The organism is Labrys sp. E2SS-1L, assembly GCF_057073705.1.
In genome coordinates this window covers 5,061,491-5,079,340 of record NZ_CP172712.1, presented here as the reverse complement: position 1 = coordinate 5,079,340, position 17,850 = coordinate 5,061,491, and the positions used below count along the sequence as shown (strand labels likewise).

Genomic DNA, 17,850 nt, shown 5'->3' with positions numbered 1-17,850 from the left:
CCAGCGAGATGATCGTCCGGCCAGGTTGCATTGTTTCATAAAGGTGGCGGTGGACTGCCGTCGATATCAGGCCGTTCTGCTCCGCTATGCAAGTGATTACACACGTCCCGGCGACGTGGTTCATCCGATGAAAGACGGCTCGCCGTCCTACCAGGCGATGCTTTTTCCATCGAAAGCGCGGAAACTGCCGCTGTCGGCCAAGGCGGCCCGAGCGATCAGGTCGTGCAGGGCCGCAGCGCTGTTCGACACCGGGACTTCGGCCCCTGTGCCGCCCATATCGGTCCGCACCCAGCCGGGATGGAGCGCCAGCGCGGTGATCCGGTCGCTCCTGAGGTCGAGCGCGAGCTTGGCGGTTGCCATGTTGAGCGCCGCCTTGGAGCAGCGATAGGCATAGTCCCCATCGTCGTCGCCGATCATGCCTTCGGCGATCGAACCGGCGCGGCTCGAAATATTGGCGATGATCTTGCCGTGCCCGATGCGCAGATTGGGCAGCAGTGCCTGCGCGACAAGCAGGGGTGCGAGGGCATTGACGCGCATCACCTCGAGGAAGTCATCGGGATCGAGCGTGGCAAGGCCGCCGGTATCGCCGCGGATGGCGGCATTGTTGATCACCACGTCGAGCGGTATGCCGGCAAGGCCGGTAGCGAGTTCGGCGATCGAGGCCGGGCAGGCGACATCGACACGGCGCCATTCGAGCCTGTCTTCATTGGGGGGCAGCGTGTCGGCGCGGATGCAGGCGATCACCCGCCAGCCCGCCCCGGCATAGTGCCGAGCCAGGGCCAGGCCCAGGCCTCGCGAGGCGCCGGTGATCAGTAGCGTGCCGGGTGTCGATGCTCGTTCTGGTGTGTCGTTTGCGTTTCGCATCGAGCGATTTCAGGAAAGAGCGCGACCAGCCTTCTCCCCTTGCGGGAGAAGGTGGCCGAGCGTAGCGAGGTCGGATGAGGGGTGTCGGCGATTGCCCGGCAGATATTGTGCATCACCCCTCATCCGTCCCTTCGGGCCACCTTCTCCCGCAAGGGGAGAAGGCTGGTCGCGCCTCATTCGGCGAAGTCGAGACGCACGAATCCGACCATTCTTAAGCACGGGCAGTATTCCACACCGGCTTCGCAGCGCTTCGTGCCTCATTGGCGATCTGCGCGTAGACCTCACCCGAATATTTGATCCGCCGCTCCTGGGTTGCGAGATCGACATGGGTGATGCCGAAGGGGGTGGTGTAGCCATAGGCCCATTCGAAATTGTCCATCAGCGTCCAGGCGAAATAGCCCTCGACCGGCACGCCATCGGCGGCGGCCTTGGCCACCTGTTCGAGGTGGTCGACGTAGTAGAGCGCCCGCTGGTCGTCCCAGACGCGGCCGTCGGCGGTCACGGTCTCGGGTGCCGTCGCCACGCCGTTCTCGGAAATCAGGATGCGCCTGGGCTGGTAGTTGGCGTGGACGTAATGGAGGACGTCGTAGATGCAGCGCGGCCAGATCTCGTAGTCGACGGCGGAATAGACGCCCTCGGGCCGCACGCGCCTGTAGTTGAGCGGCGCGAGCTCGCCGCCCTCCGCGATCACCGAGCGGCGGTAAATGTTGACGCCGAGATAGTCGACCGGGGCGGCGATGATGGCATTGTCGCCGGGGCGGATGTCCGGCAGAAGCGGGCCGTAGAGCGCCAGCATGTCCTCGGGGTAGATGCCCTTGAACACGGCGTCGAGGAACCAGCGATTCTGGGCGCCGTCGAAACGCCGGGCGGCCGCGACATCGCGCGGGTCGGGGCTGGCCGGCTCGACCACGTTGAGGTCGAAGACGATGCCGACGGAGGCGTCGGGCACTTCGGCACGCACCGCCGGCACGGCAAGGCCATGGCCGAGCAAAGCGTGATGGCTGGCGGTCACGCCGCCCTTGGTGCCGTCATGAAGGCCCGGCGCGTCCTCGCCGGTGGCGTGGCCCGACCAGCAGAAGGTCCAGGGCTCGTTCAGCGTGGTCCATTGCTTGACGCGGTCGCCGAAGGCGCGGGCGATCATCGAGGCGTAGGTGGCGAAATGCTCGGCGGTCTCGCGGTTGTACCAGCCGCCGCGATCCTGCAGCATTTGCGGCAGGTCCCAGTGATAGAGGGTGAGGTAGGGCTCGATCCCGGCTTCCAGCAGACCGTCGATCAGCCGGTCGTAAAAGGCGATCCCCTTGGCGTTCGGCGTGCCCGTGCCCTCGGGCAGGACGCGCGTCCAGGCGATGGAGAAGCGATAGGCGTCGAGGCCAAGCCGCTTCATCACCGCGATGTCCTCGCGCCACAGATGATAGTGGTCGCAGGCGACCTCGCCGCTGCTGGCGTCGGTGATCACGCCGGGCTTGCGGCAGAAACGGTCCCAGATGCTCTCACTCTTGCCGTCGAGGTCGTGGGCGCCCTCGATCTGGTAGGCGGCCGTGGCGGCGCCGAAGACGAAGCCCTTGGGGAAGACGAGGCCGCGGGCACGGGCTTCGAGAGCCTTGCGGCTCTCAGCGATGCTTGATGTCATATTTTCTCTCGATGGTGTTGACCAGGCTCGCCGCGGCGAGGGTCAGGACGATGTAGAAGATGGCGGCGGAGTTGTAGGGCGCGAAGGGCAGGAAGCTCGCCGACTGGAACTCGCGCATGCGCTGGGTGATGTCGCGGATCGACAGGATGGAGAGCAGCGAGGTGTCCTTGAGGATGGCGATCAGCTCGTTGCCGAGCGGGGGAATGATGATGCGGAAGGCCTGCGGCAGCACCACCAGCCGCGCCGTCTTCCAGCGCGACAGGCCGATGCTGCGGGCCGCCTCGATCTGGCCCATCGGGATGGCGTTGATGCCGGAGCGGAAGATTTCCGCCAGATAGGCCGAATAGGCGAAGGCCATGGCGACGATGCCGCGCAGCAGATTGGGCGGGTCGAGCGCGCCCTGGGTGGCATCCTTGAGCGCGCCGCTGAGCGGCAGGCCGATATAGAGCACGATCACCAGCATCGGGATGCCGCGGATGGTGTCGACGATGAACTCCGAGCCGATGGCGAGCGGGTGGCGGAAATTGAGATGGCCGCCGAAGGTGAGCAGGCCGAGGATGATGGCGAGTACCGCGAAGGTGATGCCGGCCGAACGGTCACGGTCGTTCAGGAGCTCGGTCTGCCAGAGCACCGGCAGGCCGGCGGGTAAAGCTGCGGCCGGGATGAGCGCTGCCGACACGTCCTGTTTCCTGGCGATGGCGGCCAGGGCCTCGGGGGCGCCGGCGAAGCTGCGCACCGGCACCGGGGCGTTCGGCCCGCCGGGGAAGTCACCCTCGCGCACCGAGGCGATCAGGCTGGACGGCGTATTGCCGACGACCGCCACCTTGCCTTCGAGTGTGCCGGCCAGGACATAGCTGTCGCGCGGCTGCATCAGGAACCAACCCGCGGCCACGGCAAGCGCCAGAGTGAGGGCGACGAAGATCAGGCTGGCCCGCTCGCTGTAGCGCAATTGCAGCAGGCCGACCCAGACGAGGCCGAGCAGGGCGGCGAGGAGATAGGCGGCGACGGCGGCACGGATGGTGGTGGCGACGCCGGCCGCGAAGGCGACATGGGCGAAGAAGAACAGGCCGACGGCGCCGACGCCGTTGACGAGGCCGAGGATCCAGCGCCCGGCGCGCCGCAATGGTGTTTCGCGCTCCTCGCTCGGCCGCCCGCCCGCGAGGAACAGGCCGAGGCCGAGCAGCGTCAGGCCGAGATAGGCCGGCAGGAGCCAGGCTTCGACATGGCCCAGCATCAAATCGGCGTCCGGGGTAAGCTGCCGGGGCGTCACGCCCTTCACCACCAGGGCCGAGGTGAAGGGATCGACGGCGTTGGCCAGGACCGAGGCGAGATAGGGATGGCTGAAGCCGCCCACTGCGATCGCCAGCGCGGCCGTGAGATTGAGGCCAGCGGCGGTGAGGGCGAGCCGCGGCCGGTAGGCATGGGCCCGTGAGAAGAACAGCACGGCAAGGCCCATGGTGAAGGCGATGGCCAGGGCTGCGAAGCCCGGCACGAAGGCGGACGAACCGTTCTCGACGCCGAGGATCGCCCGCAACGAGCGCTGATAGTCGCGCGAGGTCGAGAACAGATAGATGATGAAGGGCAGGGCCGTCAGAATGATCAGATTGCTGGGGCGTATGCGTCTGAGAGTATCCATTCGGTCCTCACCCACCGGGGCGATCGTGGTTTCGATGATTCTTTGGGAGCGCGGACGAGGGTGCCTATGGGCGTTGGGAACAGGATTGGGCGAGATGACAGGCCCATCGTGGAAGCGTGACGCTTGTGCCCCCTCGCCCCGTTCTTACGGGGAGAGGATAGAGGTGAGGGGCTGCGCAAGTGTTTGTGAGGTCACACTGCCCCTCATCCTTACCTTCTCCCCGTAAGAACGGGCGAAGGGACGGCCGATGTCGCGCCCTTTTTCCTTATCCCAGTGCAACCGGTAGAAGGTCCGCGCTCCCAAGAGAACCCTATCGTCAGAGCGGTAGCGTCCCTACTTGGCGCCCCAATATTTGGCGATCAGCTTGTCGAGCGTGCCGTCGGCCTTGATCTGGCTGAGCCCCTCGTTGAAGGCCGCGACATTGTCGTCGCCCTTGCGGAAGACGAGGCCGAGCGGGTCGGATTCCAGGCCCTTGATGCCGACGACGAGATCGCCGGCGAATTCGCGGTCATAGGCCGGCGCGTTGGCGCCGTTGATGACGACGCCGTCGACATCCTTGTTCTTGAGGGCGATGACCGAGGCGCTGAAGCTGTCATAGGCCACGACATTGTCCTTGCCGACGATCTTCTCGGCGACCTGGGCATCGGTGGTGTTGGCCTGGGCCGAGAGCTTCTTGGCCTTGCCCTTGAAGCCGTCGAGCGAGATGTCCTGGTCGGCCACGCGCACCAGGATCGCCTGGCTGTTGACGATATAGGGATCGGAGAAATCCATCGCCTTCTTGCGTTCGTCGGTGATCGACACGCCCGAGGCGACCAGGTCGAAGCTGCCCTGGTCGAGGGCGGCGAAGATGCCGTCCCAGCCGGTGGTCACGAATTCGGCCTTGCAGTTGATCTTGGCGCAGATCGCATTGACCACGTCGACATCGAAGCCGACGATCTGGTTGGTGGCGGGATCGACGCTCTCCATCGGCGGCGAGGTGGTGTCGGAGCCGACCTTCAGGAGCTTGCCGCCGAGGTCGGCCGCCTGCGCCCCGCCGGCGAAGGCCGACAACAGCAGGGCAGCCGCGATCGCGTTCAGTTTTTTCATGGTTTCCTCCTCCATTGGTTTTGTTGGTTTTGTGGGTCAGCTCCCGCGGCCGCCGCGATCGTCCGGCTGGCGGACCACCAGCTCGGGCCTGAAAGTCTGCTTCAAGGCGAGAGGTGCGGCGCCGGCCATGCGCTCCAGCAGATATTGGCCGAGCAGCCGTCCGCAGATCTCGATGGGCTGGTAGAAGGTGGTCACGGGCGGCGTGAAATAGGCGCTGACATTGATGTCGTCATAGGCGATGACGTCGATGTCGGTGCCGACCCGGCGCCCGAGCCCGGCCAGGCCCGAGAGCACGCCGAGCGTGGTCGATTCGTTGACACAGACGAAGGCGGTCGGCGGGTCGGCGCGCCCGAGCAATTCGATCGCAGCCTTGCGGCCGAACGCCGTCGAAAGATCGCCCTCGACGATCAGATCCGCGGAAGCAGGCAGGCTCGCCTCGGCGAAGGCACGTGTGAAGCCGTCGATCCTGTCCATGGCGTAGGACAGGCAGGCTTGAGGATTGACCAGGGCGATGCGCCGGTGTCCACCGGCGATCAGCCTCGCCGTGGCGGCGTGAGAGGCCCATTCATTGTCGATGTCGACATAGGCATAGTCGAGCGTCTTCCGGCAGCGCCCGAGCGAGACGAAGGGAAAGTCACGGGCGACCAGGAGGTCGATGCGCGGGTCGTCGGCGAGAATCCCCGAGAAGATCAGGCCATCGGCGAGGCCCTGCTCGACGATGCGGCGGGCGACCTCGCAGCCATCGGCGGCATCGCGGATGACATGGACGGAGAGGCTGTAATCACTGCCTTCGAGGGCCTGGCTGATGCCGCTGAGGATCTGGGTATATTCGACGCCGTCCCACTCATAGTCGGGGGCGGCCGTCACCGGCATCAGTACGGCGGCCTGATAGGTCTTGCCGGTGCGCAGCGCCATGCCACGCGTATTGGCCTGGTAGCCGATCTCTTGCGCAGCCCTGAAAATGGCATCGCGCGTCTCGGGCGCGACCACGGCATGGCCGCGCAGCGCCTTCGAGATGGTGGCGATCGAATAGCCCGTCCTGTCAGCCAGCGTCTTGATGGTGGGCGGCGCGGGGCGCGGCGGTTGCGATGATTTTTCGGCCATCCTCCCCTCCAGATTTGACGATTGTTAGATTTTGATATCAGCCAATAAAAACGTTTTCAATAAAATAAAAACGTTTTTATTTAAAGGTGTACACGCTGTGAGTGATCCACGCGGATGGCGCCGCGGCATTTAGCGCGGGGACTGCAACCGGTTCGAAACTCGACGGGCAAGGGACGAGGTGGCTATGGTCGGCTCGATTCTGAATGAAGGGCCTGTCGATGAAGACCATCTCCACCTCGCGATCCCATGGCGGGATCCAGGGCGTCTATTCCCATGCCCCGTCGAGCTGCGATTGCGAAATGACCTTCGCGGTCTTCGTGCCGCCCCAGGCCGCCGAGCGCGCCTGCCCGGTGCTCTGGTATCTGTCGGGCCTGACCTGCACGCATCAGAACGTGATGGACAAGGGCGAATATCGCCGCCTTGCCGCCGAGCTGGGCCTGATCGTGGTCTGCCCCGACACCAGCCCGCGCGGCGAAGGCGTGCCGGACGAGAAGGACAATTGGCAGTTCGGCTCCGGCGCCGGCTTCTATCTCGACGCCACGCAGGAGCCCTTTGCTCGCAATTACCGGATGTATTCCTATCTGACGCAGGAACTGCCGGCCCTGATCGGCGAGCATTTCCCGGCCGACATGGCGCGCCAGTCGATCTTCGGCCATTCGATGGGCGGCCATGGCGCGCTCACCATCGCGCTGAAGCATCCGCAGCGCTACAAGAGCTGCTCGGCCTTCGCACCGATCGTGCAGCCGAGCACGGCGGGCTGGTCCAGGCCGGCGCTGGAGAAGTATCTCGGCGCCGATGAAGCGACCTGGCGTCCCTATGACGCCACCGCGCTGATCGCCGACGGCCACCGTTTCGAGGCCTTCCTGGTCGACCAGGGCACGGCGGACGGCTTCCTCAAGGAAGGGCTGCGGCCCTGGCTCCTGGAAGAGGCCTGCAGCAAGGCCGGCATCGCGCTGACCCTGCGCATGCAGGAGGGTTACGACCACTCCTACAATTTCATCTCCACCTTCATGGACGATCATCTCGCCTGGCATGCCGAGCGGCTCGGCAAGTGAGGGACGGGGTGTAGCCAGCGCCATAGAACAGGCGCTTCCGTCATTCCTTTCGCAGTCGGGTGGCTTCAGCCGCCCGTCGACCGCAATGGATGGTCGGTGCCGATCCCAGGCCTATCATCCGCTCCCATGGCGGCAGCGTAGCCTGCCGGATCGAAACGCGTGGCGATGAGGGCGGCGATCGCCACCCAGGTGAGATGCATCAGCCACCCCTCGACGAAGCTGCCGCTCCAGCTGTGCAGAAAAGCCATAGCCAGGGGAGCGAGGCCGGCGATGAGGAAGCCTCCGCCCTGCATCAGGGCGGCGAGGGCGCCAGCTTCCTCGGGGCGCGGCAGATGGTCGAGTGCCGTCACCAGCGAAAGGGAGAAGCAACCGCCGAGCCCTGCGCCCCCCAGCGCGATCCAGAGCAAGGGCATGGTGCCGGGCAGGAAGGCAAGACCGCAGAAGCCTGCTGCCTGCATGGCGAGGGTGAGATAGAGCCAGGGACGCCGGTCGCGGCTGCGCGAGGCCAGGATCGGCAGAACCAGGGCGGCGACGGCCTGCGCCACGGCCATGATGGCGACCAGGCTACCGCTTTGCGCTATGCCCCAGCCGCGCCCCTGCATATAGGGGGCGAGCCAGGCAACCATGGAGGAATAGCCGCCATTGACCAGGCCGAAACAGGCCATCAACTGCCAGCTGCGCGGACGATGAAGCAGGCGCGACACCAGGGCCTTGTCGGGTCGGGCCGTCCTGCCATCCGCCAACACGCGCCAGGCCAAGAGCAGCGCTGCCGCCGTCGGCAACGCCAGCCACGCCAAGGCAAATCGCCAATCCTGTCCGCCATGGGCGAGGACCGGTGTCAGCTGGGCGCCCACGGCGCCGCCGCCCATGATCATCGCCGAATAGAGACCGGTGACGGCGGCCACCTTGTGCGGGAAGCCCTGCTTGATGATGCCCGGAAAGGCTGCCTGGATGAAGGCGACGCCCGCGCCGCACAGGGCCGCTGTCAGAATCAGGGAGAACCCGCCGGCAGACCAGAGCCTTAGCAGCGATCCCAGGAGGAGAAGGCAGAGCGCCCACAGCATGCCCCGTCTGGTGCCGATCCTGGCCTGCAGCCCGGGCACCAGGAAGGCGCCAAGACCCATCAGCAGCATGGGCAGCAGCGTGAGCATGGCGATGCCGCCATAGCCCAGGCCCGTATCGGCCTCGATGCGTGCGATCAGGGGACCCGGCCCGGTCAGGAAGGGACGCAGGTTGAGCCCGATCAGCACCACCAGGGACAGCAGGACCAAGGGCGAAGACGGGGCGGAGGATTGGGGGGGCGTTCGGGGCATGATCAATCAGGGGGCGATCAGCGCGCGCCGGCGGCTTCGAGCAACGAGGTGATCTCGCGATAGCGCCGCTGCCGGGCATGCTGCAACGGCGTGACGCCGTCCTTGTCGGCGAGATTGACGTTGGCTCCCGCGGCGATGAGAAGCCTCACGATCTCGACATGGCGCGGCCCGCCATCGCTGAGAATGATGGCTTCCAGCAGGGCGGTCCAGCCGAGCCTGTTGACGTGATCGACGTTCACGCCGGCCTCGATCAAAGCCCGTACCGTGTCGACATGCCCCCGTTCGGAGGCCGGGATCAGGGCGGTGCCGCCATAGCGATTGGTGCTCTTGAGATCGGCTCCATGGGACAGCGTCAGCCGCAGAATGTCGAGATATCCGCGTGCGCCGGCCAGCAGATAGGGGCTGTCCTCAATGGCGTCCTTGGCGTTGACGTCGGCACCGGCTTCGATGAGGTGGCGGGCGACCGCGACGTGATTGCCCTGGACCGCTGCCAGCAGGGCCGTGCGGCGGTTGCCGTCCCGCTCCTCCAGTGAAACGCCAGGAGCCAGGGCCTTGACCGCGGGCAGGTCACCACGTTCGGCCGCAGCGATGAGGGCGGATGGCGCGGCTTTTGCCGGGACGCCTTGCGATGCGATGGACATGAGAATGGTTCCCGCCACGATGATCAGGACATTGCGTTTGGACAAGGGTCTGCGCATAGCCGGCCTCCTACCGGGGCCATGCGTATCTCCCCGTCTGGTCATTTGGAAATTAAATGTCCCCATGGCGGCTATTTGAAATGCAAATGACAGACCTGGCATCAACCAGGCCTGTCATTTGTCGCCCGTACGAGTCACAAAGGCCGGCGGCTGGTCTTCAACTGCCGGAACGGCCGGCGAGCTGCGGCACGAACATGTCGCTCCACTGGGCGGGCTTGACCTTGATGGTACCGGCCCGGTGCATGAAGTCGGCGAACTGCATCACGCCCTGGGGCGTGGTGGAGAAGCGCGCATCCGGGTCCTCGAGCATCTGCTGGACCTCGGACACGTCGACCTTCACCTTCGAGCTCCGGGTGAAGATCTCCGCCGCCAGCTTCTTGTCCTTGGCGATCAACTGGTTGGCATCATCCATGGCATCGATGAAGGCCTGGGTCATCTTGGGATTGGCATCGACGAACTTCTTCGGCGCGAAGGTGACGTCGAGCGTGATGTTGCCCAGATAATCGACCGAGCTGAGCACACGGTGGATGCCCGGCGCCTTGGCCTCGATATATTGGAAGGGCGGCGAGGTGAAATGAGCCCGGATCTCCGTCTTGCCGCCGATCAGGGCGGTGACTGCCTCCGGATGTGGCAGGCTGACGGTGGCCGGATCGAGCTTGGCGTAGTTCTCCGGGCCGAACTCCTTGGCGGCGATCATCTGCAGAACCACGGCGGAGAGCGAGGTCTTGATGCCGGGCAGGGCGATCTTGTCCGCCGAGGTGAAGTCTTCCAGCTTCTTGATCTCCGGCTTGTTGGTGTTGAGCCAGAGCGAGGTCGAGCTCATGCCGGAGACGCCGACCACCTCGACATTCGGGATGCCCTTGGCTTTCGCCCACAAGGTGACGAAACCGGGCGCGCCGGTGCCGGCGAAGTCGAGCGTGCCTGCCATCATGGCGTCGTTGATGACATTGCCGCCGTCCAGCATCAGCCAGGTGACCTTGACGTCGCCGAGGCCGGCGGCCTTGGCGCGCTTTTCGAGCAATTGCTGGTCCTGCATCACGATCAGCGGCAGGTAGAGGATGCCGAAACCCTTGGAGATGCGGACCTCGCTCACCTCGGCTTGCGCACTGCCCGATGCCAGAGCCGGCGCGAGCATTGCAATGGCCAGGGCTGTCCTGAGCCAGCGTTTGAATGTCATGAAGAATCCTCCCTGATGGATGAGCCGTTCCGGCTTTGTCGGTTGGTGGTGGTTCAGTGCTGCATGCCCCAGCGCCGGATCGTCCTACGCTCGATGGCGGCGAAGATGACGTTCTCGACGAACAGGCCGATCAGGATCACGGTGAACAGGCCGGCGAAGACATTGGCCGTTTCGAGCTGGTTGCGGTTTTCGTAGATGAACCAGCCCAGTCCGCCGGAGCCGGAGGAGACGCCGAAGACGAGCTCGGCGGCAATCAGGGTGCGCCAGGCAAAGGCCCAGCCGACCTTGAGGCCGGTCAGGATGGCGGGGAAGGCGGCCGGGATCAGGATGAGACGCACCAGCCTCAGATTGCGCAGGCCATAATTGAGGCCGACCATGCGCAGCGTGTTGGAGACGGCGCGAAAGCCGGCATGGGTGTTGAGCGCGATGGCCCATAACACGGAGTGGACGAGCACGAAGATGATGCTGCCCGTGCCCAGGCCGAACCAGATCAGGGCCAGCGGCAGCAGCGCGATCGCGGGCAGCGGGTTGAACATGGAAGTCAGCGTTTCCAGAAGATCCGCCCCGATGCGCGAACCGATCGCCAGGGTGGTCAGCAGGGCGGCAAGTCCGATGCCGATGGCATAGCCGATGAGGAGCGTCTGCAGCGATACCAGCATGCGCTCGGGAATGATGCCGTTGGCGATATTGGCGAGGAAGGCCTGCGCCGTCTCGCCAAAGGTCGGAAACAGCAGGGGGTTGCCGAGCCAGCGCCCATAGGCTTCCCATGCTAGGGCCAGCACGGCGAGGATCAGGCCCTTGCGCACGAAGCCGAGCCGATAGAGCCGTTCGGCGATGCCGAGGGATTTGGCGACGACGGGAGCACTGCCCGAATGGACTTCCCGGATGATGTCGGGACGGAAGCTGAGAAGATCGGTCATGTCTGGGATCCCCGGCTCAATGCGCGGCAAAGAGCATGTCGTTGATGCGGGTTTCGAGCGCGGCCTGCGTGCCGGTACCCATCTCTTCGGGCGGCACGCTGTTGAGCTCGGCCTTGACCTCCCCGGGATGAGGCGAAAGCAGCAGGATGCGCGTGCCGATACGGATGGCTTCCTCGATGGAGTGGGTCACGAAAAGCACGGTGAAGCGGGTGTCGTCCCATAGCCGCAGCAATTCGTCCTGCATCTTGCGGCGCGTCAGGGCATCGAGGGCAGCAAAGGGCTCGTCCATCAGCAGCACGTCGGGCTCCATCGCCATGCCGCGGGCGATCGCCACGCGCTGCTTCATGCCGCCGGACAGCATATGCGGATAGGAATCGATGAACTTCGTCAGCCCGACCTTGTCGATATAGGAACGGGCGCGCTCGGCGGCCTCGGCAACCGGCACCCGCCGGCTCGACGTCAGGGCGAAGACGACGTTTTCGCGCACGGTCTTCCAGGGCAGGAGCTGGTCGAATTCCTGGAACACCATCATCCTGTCGGGACCGGGTTCGGTGACGTCGGTCCCTTTCAGGCTGATGCTGCCTTCGACGGGCGTCAGATAACCGCCGATCGCCTTGAGGATGGTGGATTTGCCGCAGCCTGACGGGCCCAGGAGCACGAAGCGGTCGGAGGGATAGACATCGAAGGAAACACGCCTGGTGGCGGTGACGAGGGCGTCCGGTGTCTTGTATTGCAGCGTCACGTCCTTCACCGACAAAAGTGGTGTCATGGCGCTGGGGCTCGGCGAAGCGGGCAAACTTTCCTCCCTTGGATGGCTTTCTTGCGCACTATTGGCGCTTGCGATAGGCCTAGCACTCGAAGCTGACTTGGAACTGACTCCAGGAAGACTTGGAACTGACTCCAGGAACCTGAATCTTGGAACCTGAATCTTGGGACCTGCCTCTGTCGCTGCGGAGCCGCCTTGCGCGTTTTGGTCGTCGAAGACACTGCCGATATTGCCGAGGCCGTGGTGGCGCGGCTGGAGGCGATGGGGCACGCCGTCGATTGGGAAGACAATGGCCGCACGGCCTCCGAGCTCTTGGAGGTCCAGGCCTATGACCTGGTGGTGCTCGACCTCAGCCTGCCGGGCGAGGACGGGCTCGAGCTCCTGAGGAAATTGCGGGCGCGGCGGGCCAAGATGCCGGTGCTGGTGATCACGGCCCGCTCGGCTGTCGATGCCCGGGTCGATACCCTGGATCTGGGTGCCGACGACTATCTGACCAAGCCCTTCGATTTTCGCGAGTTCGAGGCCAGGGCCCGCGCCTTGTTGCGCCGGAGCGCCGGCCTGCCCGACAATATGCTGCGCGTGGGCTCTCTCGCGATCGACCGGGCCGGGCGGGTCGCCAGCGTCGACGACAGGCCGCTCAACCTCACCCGGCGCGAATTGACGGTGCTTGAAATCCTGGCGATCCGGCCCGAGCGGATCGTGCCAAAGGAAGAACTCGTCGAACAGCTCTTCAATTTCGACCAGGATCCGAGCCCCAACGCGGTGGAGCAGTTCGTCGCCCGCCTGAGGCGCAAGCTGACGGGATCTCCGGTCGAGATCCAGACCCTGCGGGGATTGGGCTACCGGCTTGCAACGCGGTGATCTCCGCCTGTCGCTGCGCATCCGCATCATCGCCGTGCTTTCGGCGGTGTTGTCGGCGGGAGCCGTCGTGCTGGGGTTGGCCGCCTGGCAATATGCCTCGATCGCGGCCCAGCAGGCCTATGACCGGCTGCTGAGCGGGGCCACCATCCAGGTGGCCGAGAACGTCTATGTGCAGGGCGGGGTCGTGGCGCTCGATCCGCCGGTGGCGGCCTTTTCGACGCTCTCGGCCTATGACCTGGTCTACTACAAGGTCGTCGACCCGCGCGGCGTGATCGTGGCGGGTTACGAGGACCTGGCGTCGTCTGCCACCCCGGCTGCGATGCGCAGCGGCATCGTGCTGGAGGAGGGGCATTACCAGAACCAGTCGGTACGGATCGCCACCATCGCGCGCCGGATCGACGACAAGGACGCCGGACAGTGGGCCACGATCATCGTCGCACAGACTGTCAATGCCCGTACCGCTCTGGCACGTGACCTTACCCTGAAGGCGCTTGCCGTGATCGCAGCGATGAGCGTGCTGGCATTGCTGGCGGTAGGGTTCGCCGTTCGCTTCGGCCTGAAGCCGCTGGCTTTGATCGAACAGGAGATCGTGGAGAGGCGGCCCGACGATTTGCGTCCGATCCGGGCCGGGCGTCCCGCCGAGATCCGCAACCTCGTCCAGGCCATCGATGATTTCATGCGCCGGTTGTCCGAACGGATGGCGCTGATGCAGCGTTTCATCGCCGACGCGGCGCATCAGATCCGCACACCCCTGGCGGCGCTCGATGCTCAGGTCGAGCTGCTTTCGGGACCGCAGGATGCGAAGCGGCGGGCCGAACATTTGTCGCGCGTTCGAGAACGGACAACCGAGCTGGCCCGCCTGACCCGGCAGCTTCTCGACCACGCCATGGTCGTCCATCGCGCGGATGCGGCGCAGACCTCGCCGATCGATCTCAACGAACTCGCCAAGGCGACGCTTGCGAAATCCGTGCCCCTCTCACTGGCACGCGAGGTCGATATCGCCTTCGAACACGCTGTTCCGCCACCTGTCATCGAGGGCGATGCCATCAGCCTGCGCGAGGCGCTGGCCAATCTGATCGACAACGCCCTGGTCCATGGTGCGAGCAGTCGCCTCACCGTGGTGGTCGGCCAGGTGGGCGACCGGGCCTGGATCGAGGTGCGGGACGATGGCGAAGGCTTCCCTCAGGAAGAAGGGGGGAGCCTCGTCGCCCCCTTCCAGAAGGGTGAGCGATCCGCGGGGTCAGGGCTCGGTCTGGCGATTGCCGACGAGGTCGCACGCGCCCATGGCGGTGCCCTGGAATTCGCCGAGGAGGACGGGCTCACGGTGGTGCGCCTGTGCCTCTCGGTGTCGCGCAAATGACCGCAGGGCGGAGGCGGCCTATTTGTCCGCCAGCAGGTGGCGGATGAACTGGTTGAACAGCTCCGTTTGGCTGGAAATGCCGAGCTTGGCATAGATGTTCTTGCGGTGGATCTTGACCGTGCCCTCGGTAATGTCGAGCAGGCTGCCGATCGAGAGGCTGGAATGGCCGCGCAGCACCAGGCTGACGATGGTCTGCTCGCGCGGCGTCAGCAGCGCCGGCGCGAAGCTGAGAAAGGCCTGTTCGATGGCATGCTCGCGCGGAGCGGGTGCGGCTCCCGGGTCCCTTCCCTCTGCGAGGGCCTGCCACTGGCGACCCATGAGTGCGAGCACCATCGGCGCTGCCCGGGCGAGATCCGCCATTTCAGCGGTTGCGAACGGGGATGAACCGTTCTGGCGCAACAGCGAATAGGCGAGATAGAGATCCGGCCTGAGGGCGTGCAGGAAGACGATCTCCTCGGTGAGGGAGCCGCTTTCCATCGAGATGCAGGGGTGGACGTCCGGCGAATTGAAGTATTCGCCTTCGAAGAAATCATCCGGGGCGAGATCGTGCAGGCGATAGAGGCCTGACGGCGTGGTGTGCACGCAGGCGGTGTAGACGGCGTCGAGGAGATAGGTGCCGGCGAGATAATTGGCCATGATCTGCGAAGAAGACACCGCCTTCAGGCCGTCATGCAGCAGTGTCGGCCTGTCTTCGAGCGGATAGGCGAAGATGCAGCTCAGGTCGAAGGGAGCAATCTGCCCCAGGGCTGCGTCGAGGGCAGCTGCAAATTGCGGAGAACCCAGCAGGGCGACCAGGTCCGGCGTCGCATGATGCCAGCTGTCTGCGGCCGATCGTTCGCGGCTGTTCATGGCCGTCCCTTCATCCTCCGTTTCCTGCTTGCCTGTATGCCCGCTCCCGTCAGCGGCAGCCTCTATCTCTTTAGGGATATTTATCGCAACGCTGCTTTTCGGATCATCGGGATGTCGCAAAGAGGAGAATTTTACAAGCTCCTCGGCAAGAGGGGACTTCCATGACGATCGAGACGACCAGCCGCCCGACCGGCGGCGTAACCTATCAGAGTGTCGACGAGGCCTATTTCGAGCAACGCCAGCTCAAGCGCCATGCCGGACTGTTCACCCTGTGGATGATGGGCGTCGGCGCCGTCGTCGCCGGCGAATATTCGGGCTGGAACATCGGCCTTTCGCAAGGCGGCTTCGGCGGCATGCTGCTCGGCGCGCTGATCATCGGCTTCATGTATGTCTGCCTGTGCTCGTCGATCAGCGAGATGAGCGCGGCCCTGCCGCATACGGGCGGCGCCTATTCCTTCGCGCGCACCGCGCTCGGGCCCTGGGGCGGCTTCACCACGGGCCTGGCCGAGAACATCGAATTCGTGCTGGCCCCTGGCGCCAACATGTTCTTCATGGCCTCCTATCTCGCCGCCATTTTCGGCACGCCCGACAGCTGGCTGCCGCTGTGGTGGGTCGCCGGCTATATGGTGATGCTCGGCCTGTCCGTGCGTGGCCTGGAACTGTCGATGCGGGTGGTGGTCTGGATCACCGTCGCGGCCGTGCTGGTCCTGTTGTTCTTCTTCGTTGTGGCCCTTCCTCATGTGGATTTCGTCCGGCATGCGCTCAACATCGGCACGGACGGCAAGCTCGTGGCCGACGGCGCGGGCCCCTGGCTGCCCTTCGGCCTCACGGGCGTCATGCTGTCGCTGCCCTTCGGCGTCTACATGTTCCTGGCCGTCGAGCAATTGCCGCTCACCGCCGAGGAAGCCAAGAACCCCACGCGCGACATGCCGCGCGCCCTGATCCTGTCGATCCTGACGCTGATCGCGCTCGCCCTCGGCGTGCTGTTCTTCAGCGCCTCCATTCCGCCGGGCGCCCATGCCATGGGTTCGTCGGGTGAGCCGCTGCTCGATGGCTTCCGTACCATCTTCGGCGATGGCTGGGCCAAGCTGCTGGCGGGCGTGGCGGTGCTGGGGCTTGCCGCAAGCTTCTTCGCCGGCAGCTTCGCCTCGGGCCGCAACATCTATTCGCTGTCGCGCGCCGGCTATCTGCCGACCGTGCTGTCGGTGACCAATCCGCGCACCAAGACGCCGAACATCGCGTTGGCGACCGGCGCGGGCTTTGCCCTCATCGTGCTGCTGGCGATCTGGTTCCTGGGTGGCAAGGACAATGTTGCCTTCATGGCCGGCTTCCTGGTCAGCATGATCGTGTTCGCGGGTATGGTGTCCTACATCCTGCAGAGCATCGCCTTCCTGCGCCTGCGCCGGCTCTATCCCGATATCGCCAGGCCGTTCCGCAGCCCCTTCGGTGCCTTCGGGGCCTATGCCACCATCGGCATCTGCATCCTCACGCTCGGCTACCAGTTCTTCGATCCGCTCTATCGCTGGGCGGCGATCGCGGCGGCGGCCTGGTATCTGATCGGCCTCGGCTATTTCGGCTTCTACCGCCGCCATCGCCTGGTGCTGTCGCCGGAGGAGGAGTTCGCGGTGTCCGGCGGCACGCGCGGCCGCCCGCTCGGCGAGCATTGAGGCGCCGGCCGGAGCGAACGGATATCGGCCGGGTGTTCCGGTCGATTATGGATCGAATAGTCTAAATTTAAGCGAGGACATCATGGCCGCAAGGCTAGCAGGCAAGACCGCCATCATTTCGGGCGGGGCGACAGGCATGGGCGGGGCGGCTTCGAAGCTGTTCGCGGCCGAGGGGGCCAAGGTCGCCATCATCGACCGCAATGCCGCCGCGGCAGAGGAGACGGCGGCCGCAATCCGCGCGGCCGGAGGCGAGGCGGCGGCCTTCGTCGCCGACGTCTCGGAGGAGGCCGAAGTCGAGACGGCGGTCAGGGCGGTGCAGGAGTGCTTCGGTCCCGTCACCACCTTGTTCAATCATGCTGGCACCATCCTGATCAAACCCTTCCTCGAGATCTCGCTCACCGAGTGGGACTGGCTGCATGCGGTCAATGTCCGCTCGATGTTCCTGATGACCCGGGCGGTGCTGCCTCAGATGATCGCCCATGGCGGCGGTTCGATCGTCTGTACCTCCTCGATCTCTGCGGTGGCGGCGACGCCGATGGAAGTGCTCTACGACACCACCAAGGGCGCCTGCCACATGTTCGCCCGGGCCATCGCCGTGGAGTTCCGGGACCGCAACATCCGCTGCAATGCCGTCTGTCCGGGCTTCATCCGCACGCCGCATGGCCTGCGCGAGGTCGCCGAGCTGCAGGCACATGGCGTCGACGTCTCCGATGCCGCCATCGCGGCCCAGCAGGGGCGGATCGGCGAGCCCGAGGATGTCGCGCGGGCGGCGCTCTATCTCGCCAGCGACGAGTCGAGCTTCGTCAACGGCGCCCATCTGTTCGTGGACAACGGCTTCACCGCGATCTGAGCCTCTGCCTTCCG

General features: G+C 65.2%; 16 protein-coding genes. 5 read left to right on the top strand and 11 right to left on the bottom strand.

Annotated features, from left to right (window positions below; translation table 11 throughout):
* Positions 1–147: 147 nt before the first annotated feature.
* The 5 genes from ACIGJE_RS23760 to ACIGJE_RS23740 all read right to left on the bottom strand — a co-directional run bounded on the left by ACIGJE_RS23760 (position 148) and on the right by ACIGJE_RS23740 (position 6,320).
* Positions 148–864: an SDR family oxidoreductase gene (locus ACIGJE_RS23760; RefSeq protein ID WP_415080490.1), complete on the bottom strand. Its 717-nt coding sequence runs from the start codon at positions 862–864 to the stop codon at positions 148–150.
* A 211-nt stretch (positions 865–1,075) separates the two neighbouring features.
* On the bottom strand, positions 1,076–2,494 hold the full coding sequence (locus ACIGJE_RS23755) for a GH1 family beta-glucosidase (RefSeq protein ID WP_415080491.1): 1,419 nt from the start codon (positions 2,492–2,494) through the stop codon (positions 1,076–1,078).
* On the bottom strand, positions 2,475–4,130 hold the full coding sequence (locus ACIGJE_RS23750) for an amino acid ABC transporter permease (RefSeq protein WP_415080492.1): 1,656 nt from the start codon (positions 4,128–4,130) through the stop codon (positions 2,475–2,477). The genes ACIGJE_RS23755 and ACIGJE_RS23750 overlap by 20 nt, the downstream gene beginning before the upstream one ends.
* 333 nt (positions 4,131–4,463) lie before the next feature.
* Positions 4,464–5,216 carry a transporter substrate-binding domain-containing protein gene (locus ACIGJE_RS23745; RefSeq protein ID WP_367626744.1) on the bottom strand — a complete coding sequence of 251 codons (753 nt, stop codon included), beginning with the start codon at positions 5,214–5,216 and terminating at the stop codon, positions 4,464–4,466.
* A 36-nt stretch (positions 5,217–5,252) separates the two neighbouring features.
* Positions 5,253–6,320 carry a LacI family DNA-binding transcriptional regulator gene (locus ACIGJE_RS23740; RefSeq protein ID WP_483678818.1) on the bottom strand — a complete coding sequence of 356 codons (1,068 nt, stop codon included), beginning with the start codon at positions 6,318–6,320 and terminating at the stop codon, positions 5,253–5,255.
* A gap of 218 nt (positions 6,321–6,538) precedes the next feature.
* Here ACIGJE_RS23740 and fghA point away from each other — a divergent pair, with 218 nt between their 5' ends.
* The gene (gene fghA / locus ACIGJE_RS23735; protein ID WP_415080723.1) at positions 6,539–7,375 is read left to right on the top strand and encodes an S-formylglutathione hydrolase; all 837 of its coding nucleotides are present in this window, start codon (positions 6,539–6,541) and stop codon (positions 7,373–7,375) included.
* Positions 7,376–7,440: 65 nt separating this feature from the next.
* Here the strand turns inward: fghA and ACIGJE_RS23730 are convergent, their stop codons facing one another.
* The 5 genes from ACIGJE_RS23730 to ACIGJE_RS23710 form a co-directional block, all read right to left on the bottom strand.
* The gene (locus ACIGJE_RS23730; protein ID WP_311944620.1) at positions 7,441–8,688 is read right to left on the bottom strand and encodes a cyanate transporter; all 1,248 of its coding nucleotides are present in this window, start codon (positions 8,686–8,688) and stop codon (positions 7,441–7,443) included.
* 17 nt (positions 8,689–8,705) lie between these two features.
* On the bottom strand, positions 8,706–9,386 hold the full coding sequence (locus tag ACIGJE_RS23725) for an ankyrin repeat domain-containing protein (RefSeq protein WP_415080493.1): 681 nt from the start codon (positions 9,384–9,386) through the stop codon (positions 8,706–8,708).
* Positions 9,387–9,543: 157 nt separating this feature from the next.
* Entirely contained in the window at positions 9,544–10,521 is a 978-nt protein-coding gene (locus tag ACIGJE_RS23720) for an ABC transporter substrate-binding protein (protein WP_415080725.1), read from the bottom strand.
* A 95-nt stretch (positions 10,522–10,616) separates the two neighbouring features.
* Positions 10,617–11,483, bottom strand: a complete 867-nt coding sequence (locus ACIGJE_RS23715) for an ABC transporter permease (RefSeq protein WP_415080494.1) — start codon at positions 11,481–11,483, stop codon at positions 10,617–10,619.
* Between the two features lie 16 nt (positions 11,484–11,499).
* Entirely contained in the window at positions 11,500–12,252 is a 753-nt protein-coding gene (locus tag ACIGJE_RS23710; protein WP_311944627.1) for an ABC transporter ATP-binding protein, read from the bottom strand.
* 192 nt (positions 12,253–12,444) lie between these two features.
* On the opposite strand from ACIGJE_RS23710, the gene ACIGJE_RS23705 reads away from it, so the two are divergent.
* Together ACIGJE_RS23705 and ACIGJE_RS23700 are read left to right on the top strand one after the other, a co-directional pair.
* Positions 12,445–13,110 (top strand): response regulator, encoded by a 666-nt coding sequence (locus ACIGJE_RS23705; protein WP_367626748.1) that lies wholly within the window; start codon positions 12,445–12,447, stop codon positions 13,108–13,110.
* Entirely contained in the window at positions 13,097–14,470 is a 1,374-nt protein-coding gene (locus tag ACIGJE_RS23700; RefSeq protein WP_311944629.1) for a sensor histidine kinase, read from the top strand. Before ACIGJE_RS23705 ends, ACIGJE_RS23700 begins: the two co-directional genes overlap by 14 nt.
* A gap of 18 nt (positions 14,471–14,488) precedes the next feature.
* On the opposite strand, the gene ACIGJE_RS23695 is transcribed toward ACIGJE_RS23700, so the two are convergent.
* A complete protein-coding gene (locus ACIGJE_RS23695) occupies positions 14,489–15,319 on the bottom strand; it encodes a helix-turn-helix transcriptional regulator (RefSeq protein ID WP_367626749.1) in 831 nt (276 codons plus the stop codon).
* Between the two features lie 161 nt (positions 15,320–15,480).
* Here ACIGJE_RS23695 and ACIGJE_RS23690 point away from each other — a divergent pair, with 161 nt between their 5' ends.
* Both ACIGJE_RS23690 and ACIGJE_RS23685 read left to right on the top strand, forming a co-directional pair.
* Positions 15,481–16,986 carry an amino acid permease gene (locus tag ACIGJE_RS23690; protein WP_311944632.1) on the top strand — a complete coding sequence of 502 codons (1,506 nt, stop codon included), beginning with the start codon at positions 15,481–15,483 and terminating at the stop codon, positions 16,984–16,986.
* 82 nt (positions 16,987–17,068) lie between these two features.
* A complete protein-coding gene (locus tag ACIGJE_RS23685) occupies positions 17,069–17,836 on the top strand; it encodes an SDR family NAD(P)-dependent oxidoreductase (protein WP_415080495.1) in 768 nt (255 codons plus the stop codon).
* Positions 17,837–17,850: the final 14 nt, after the last annotated feature.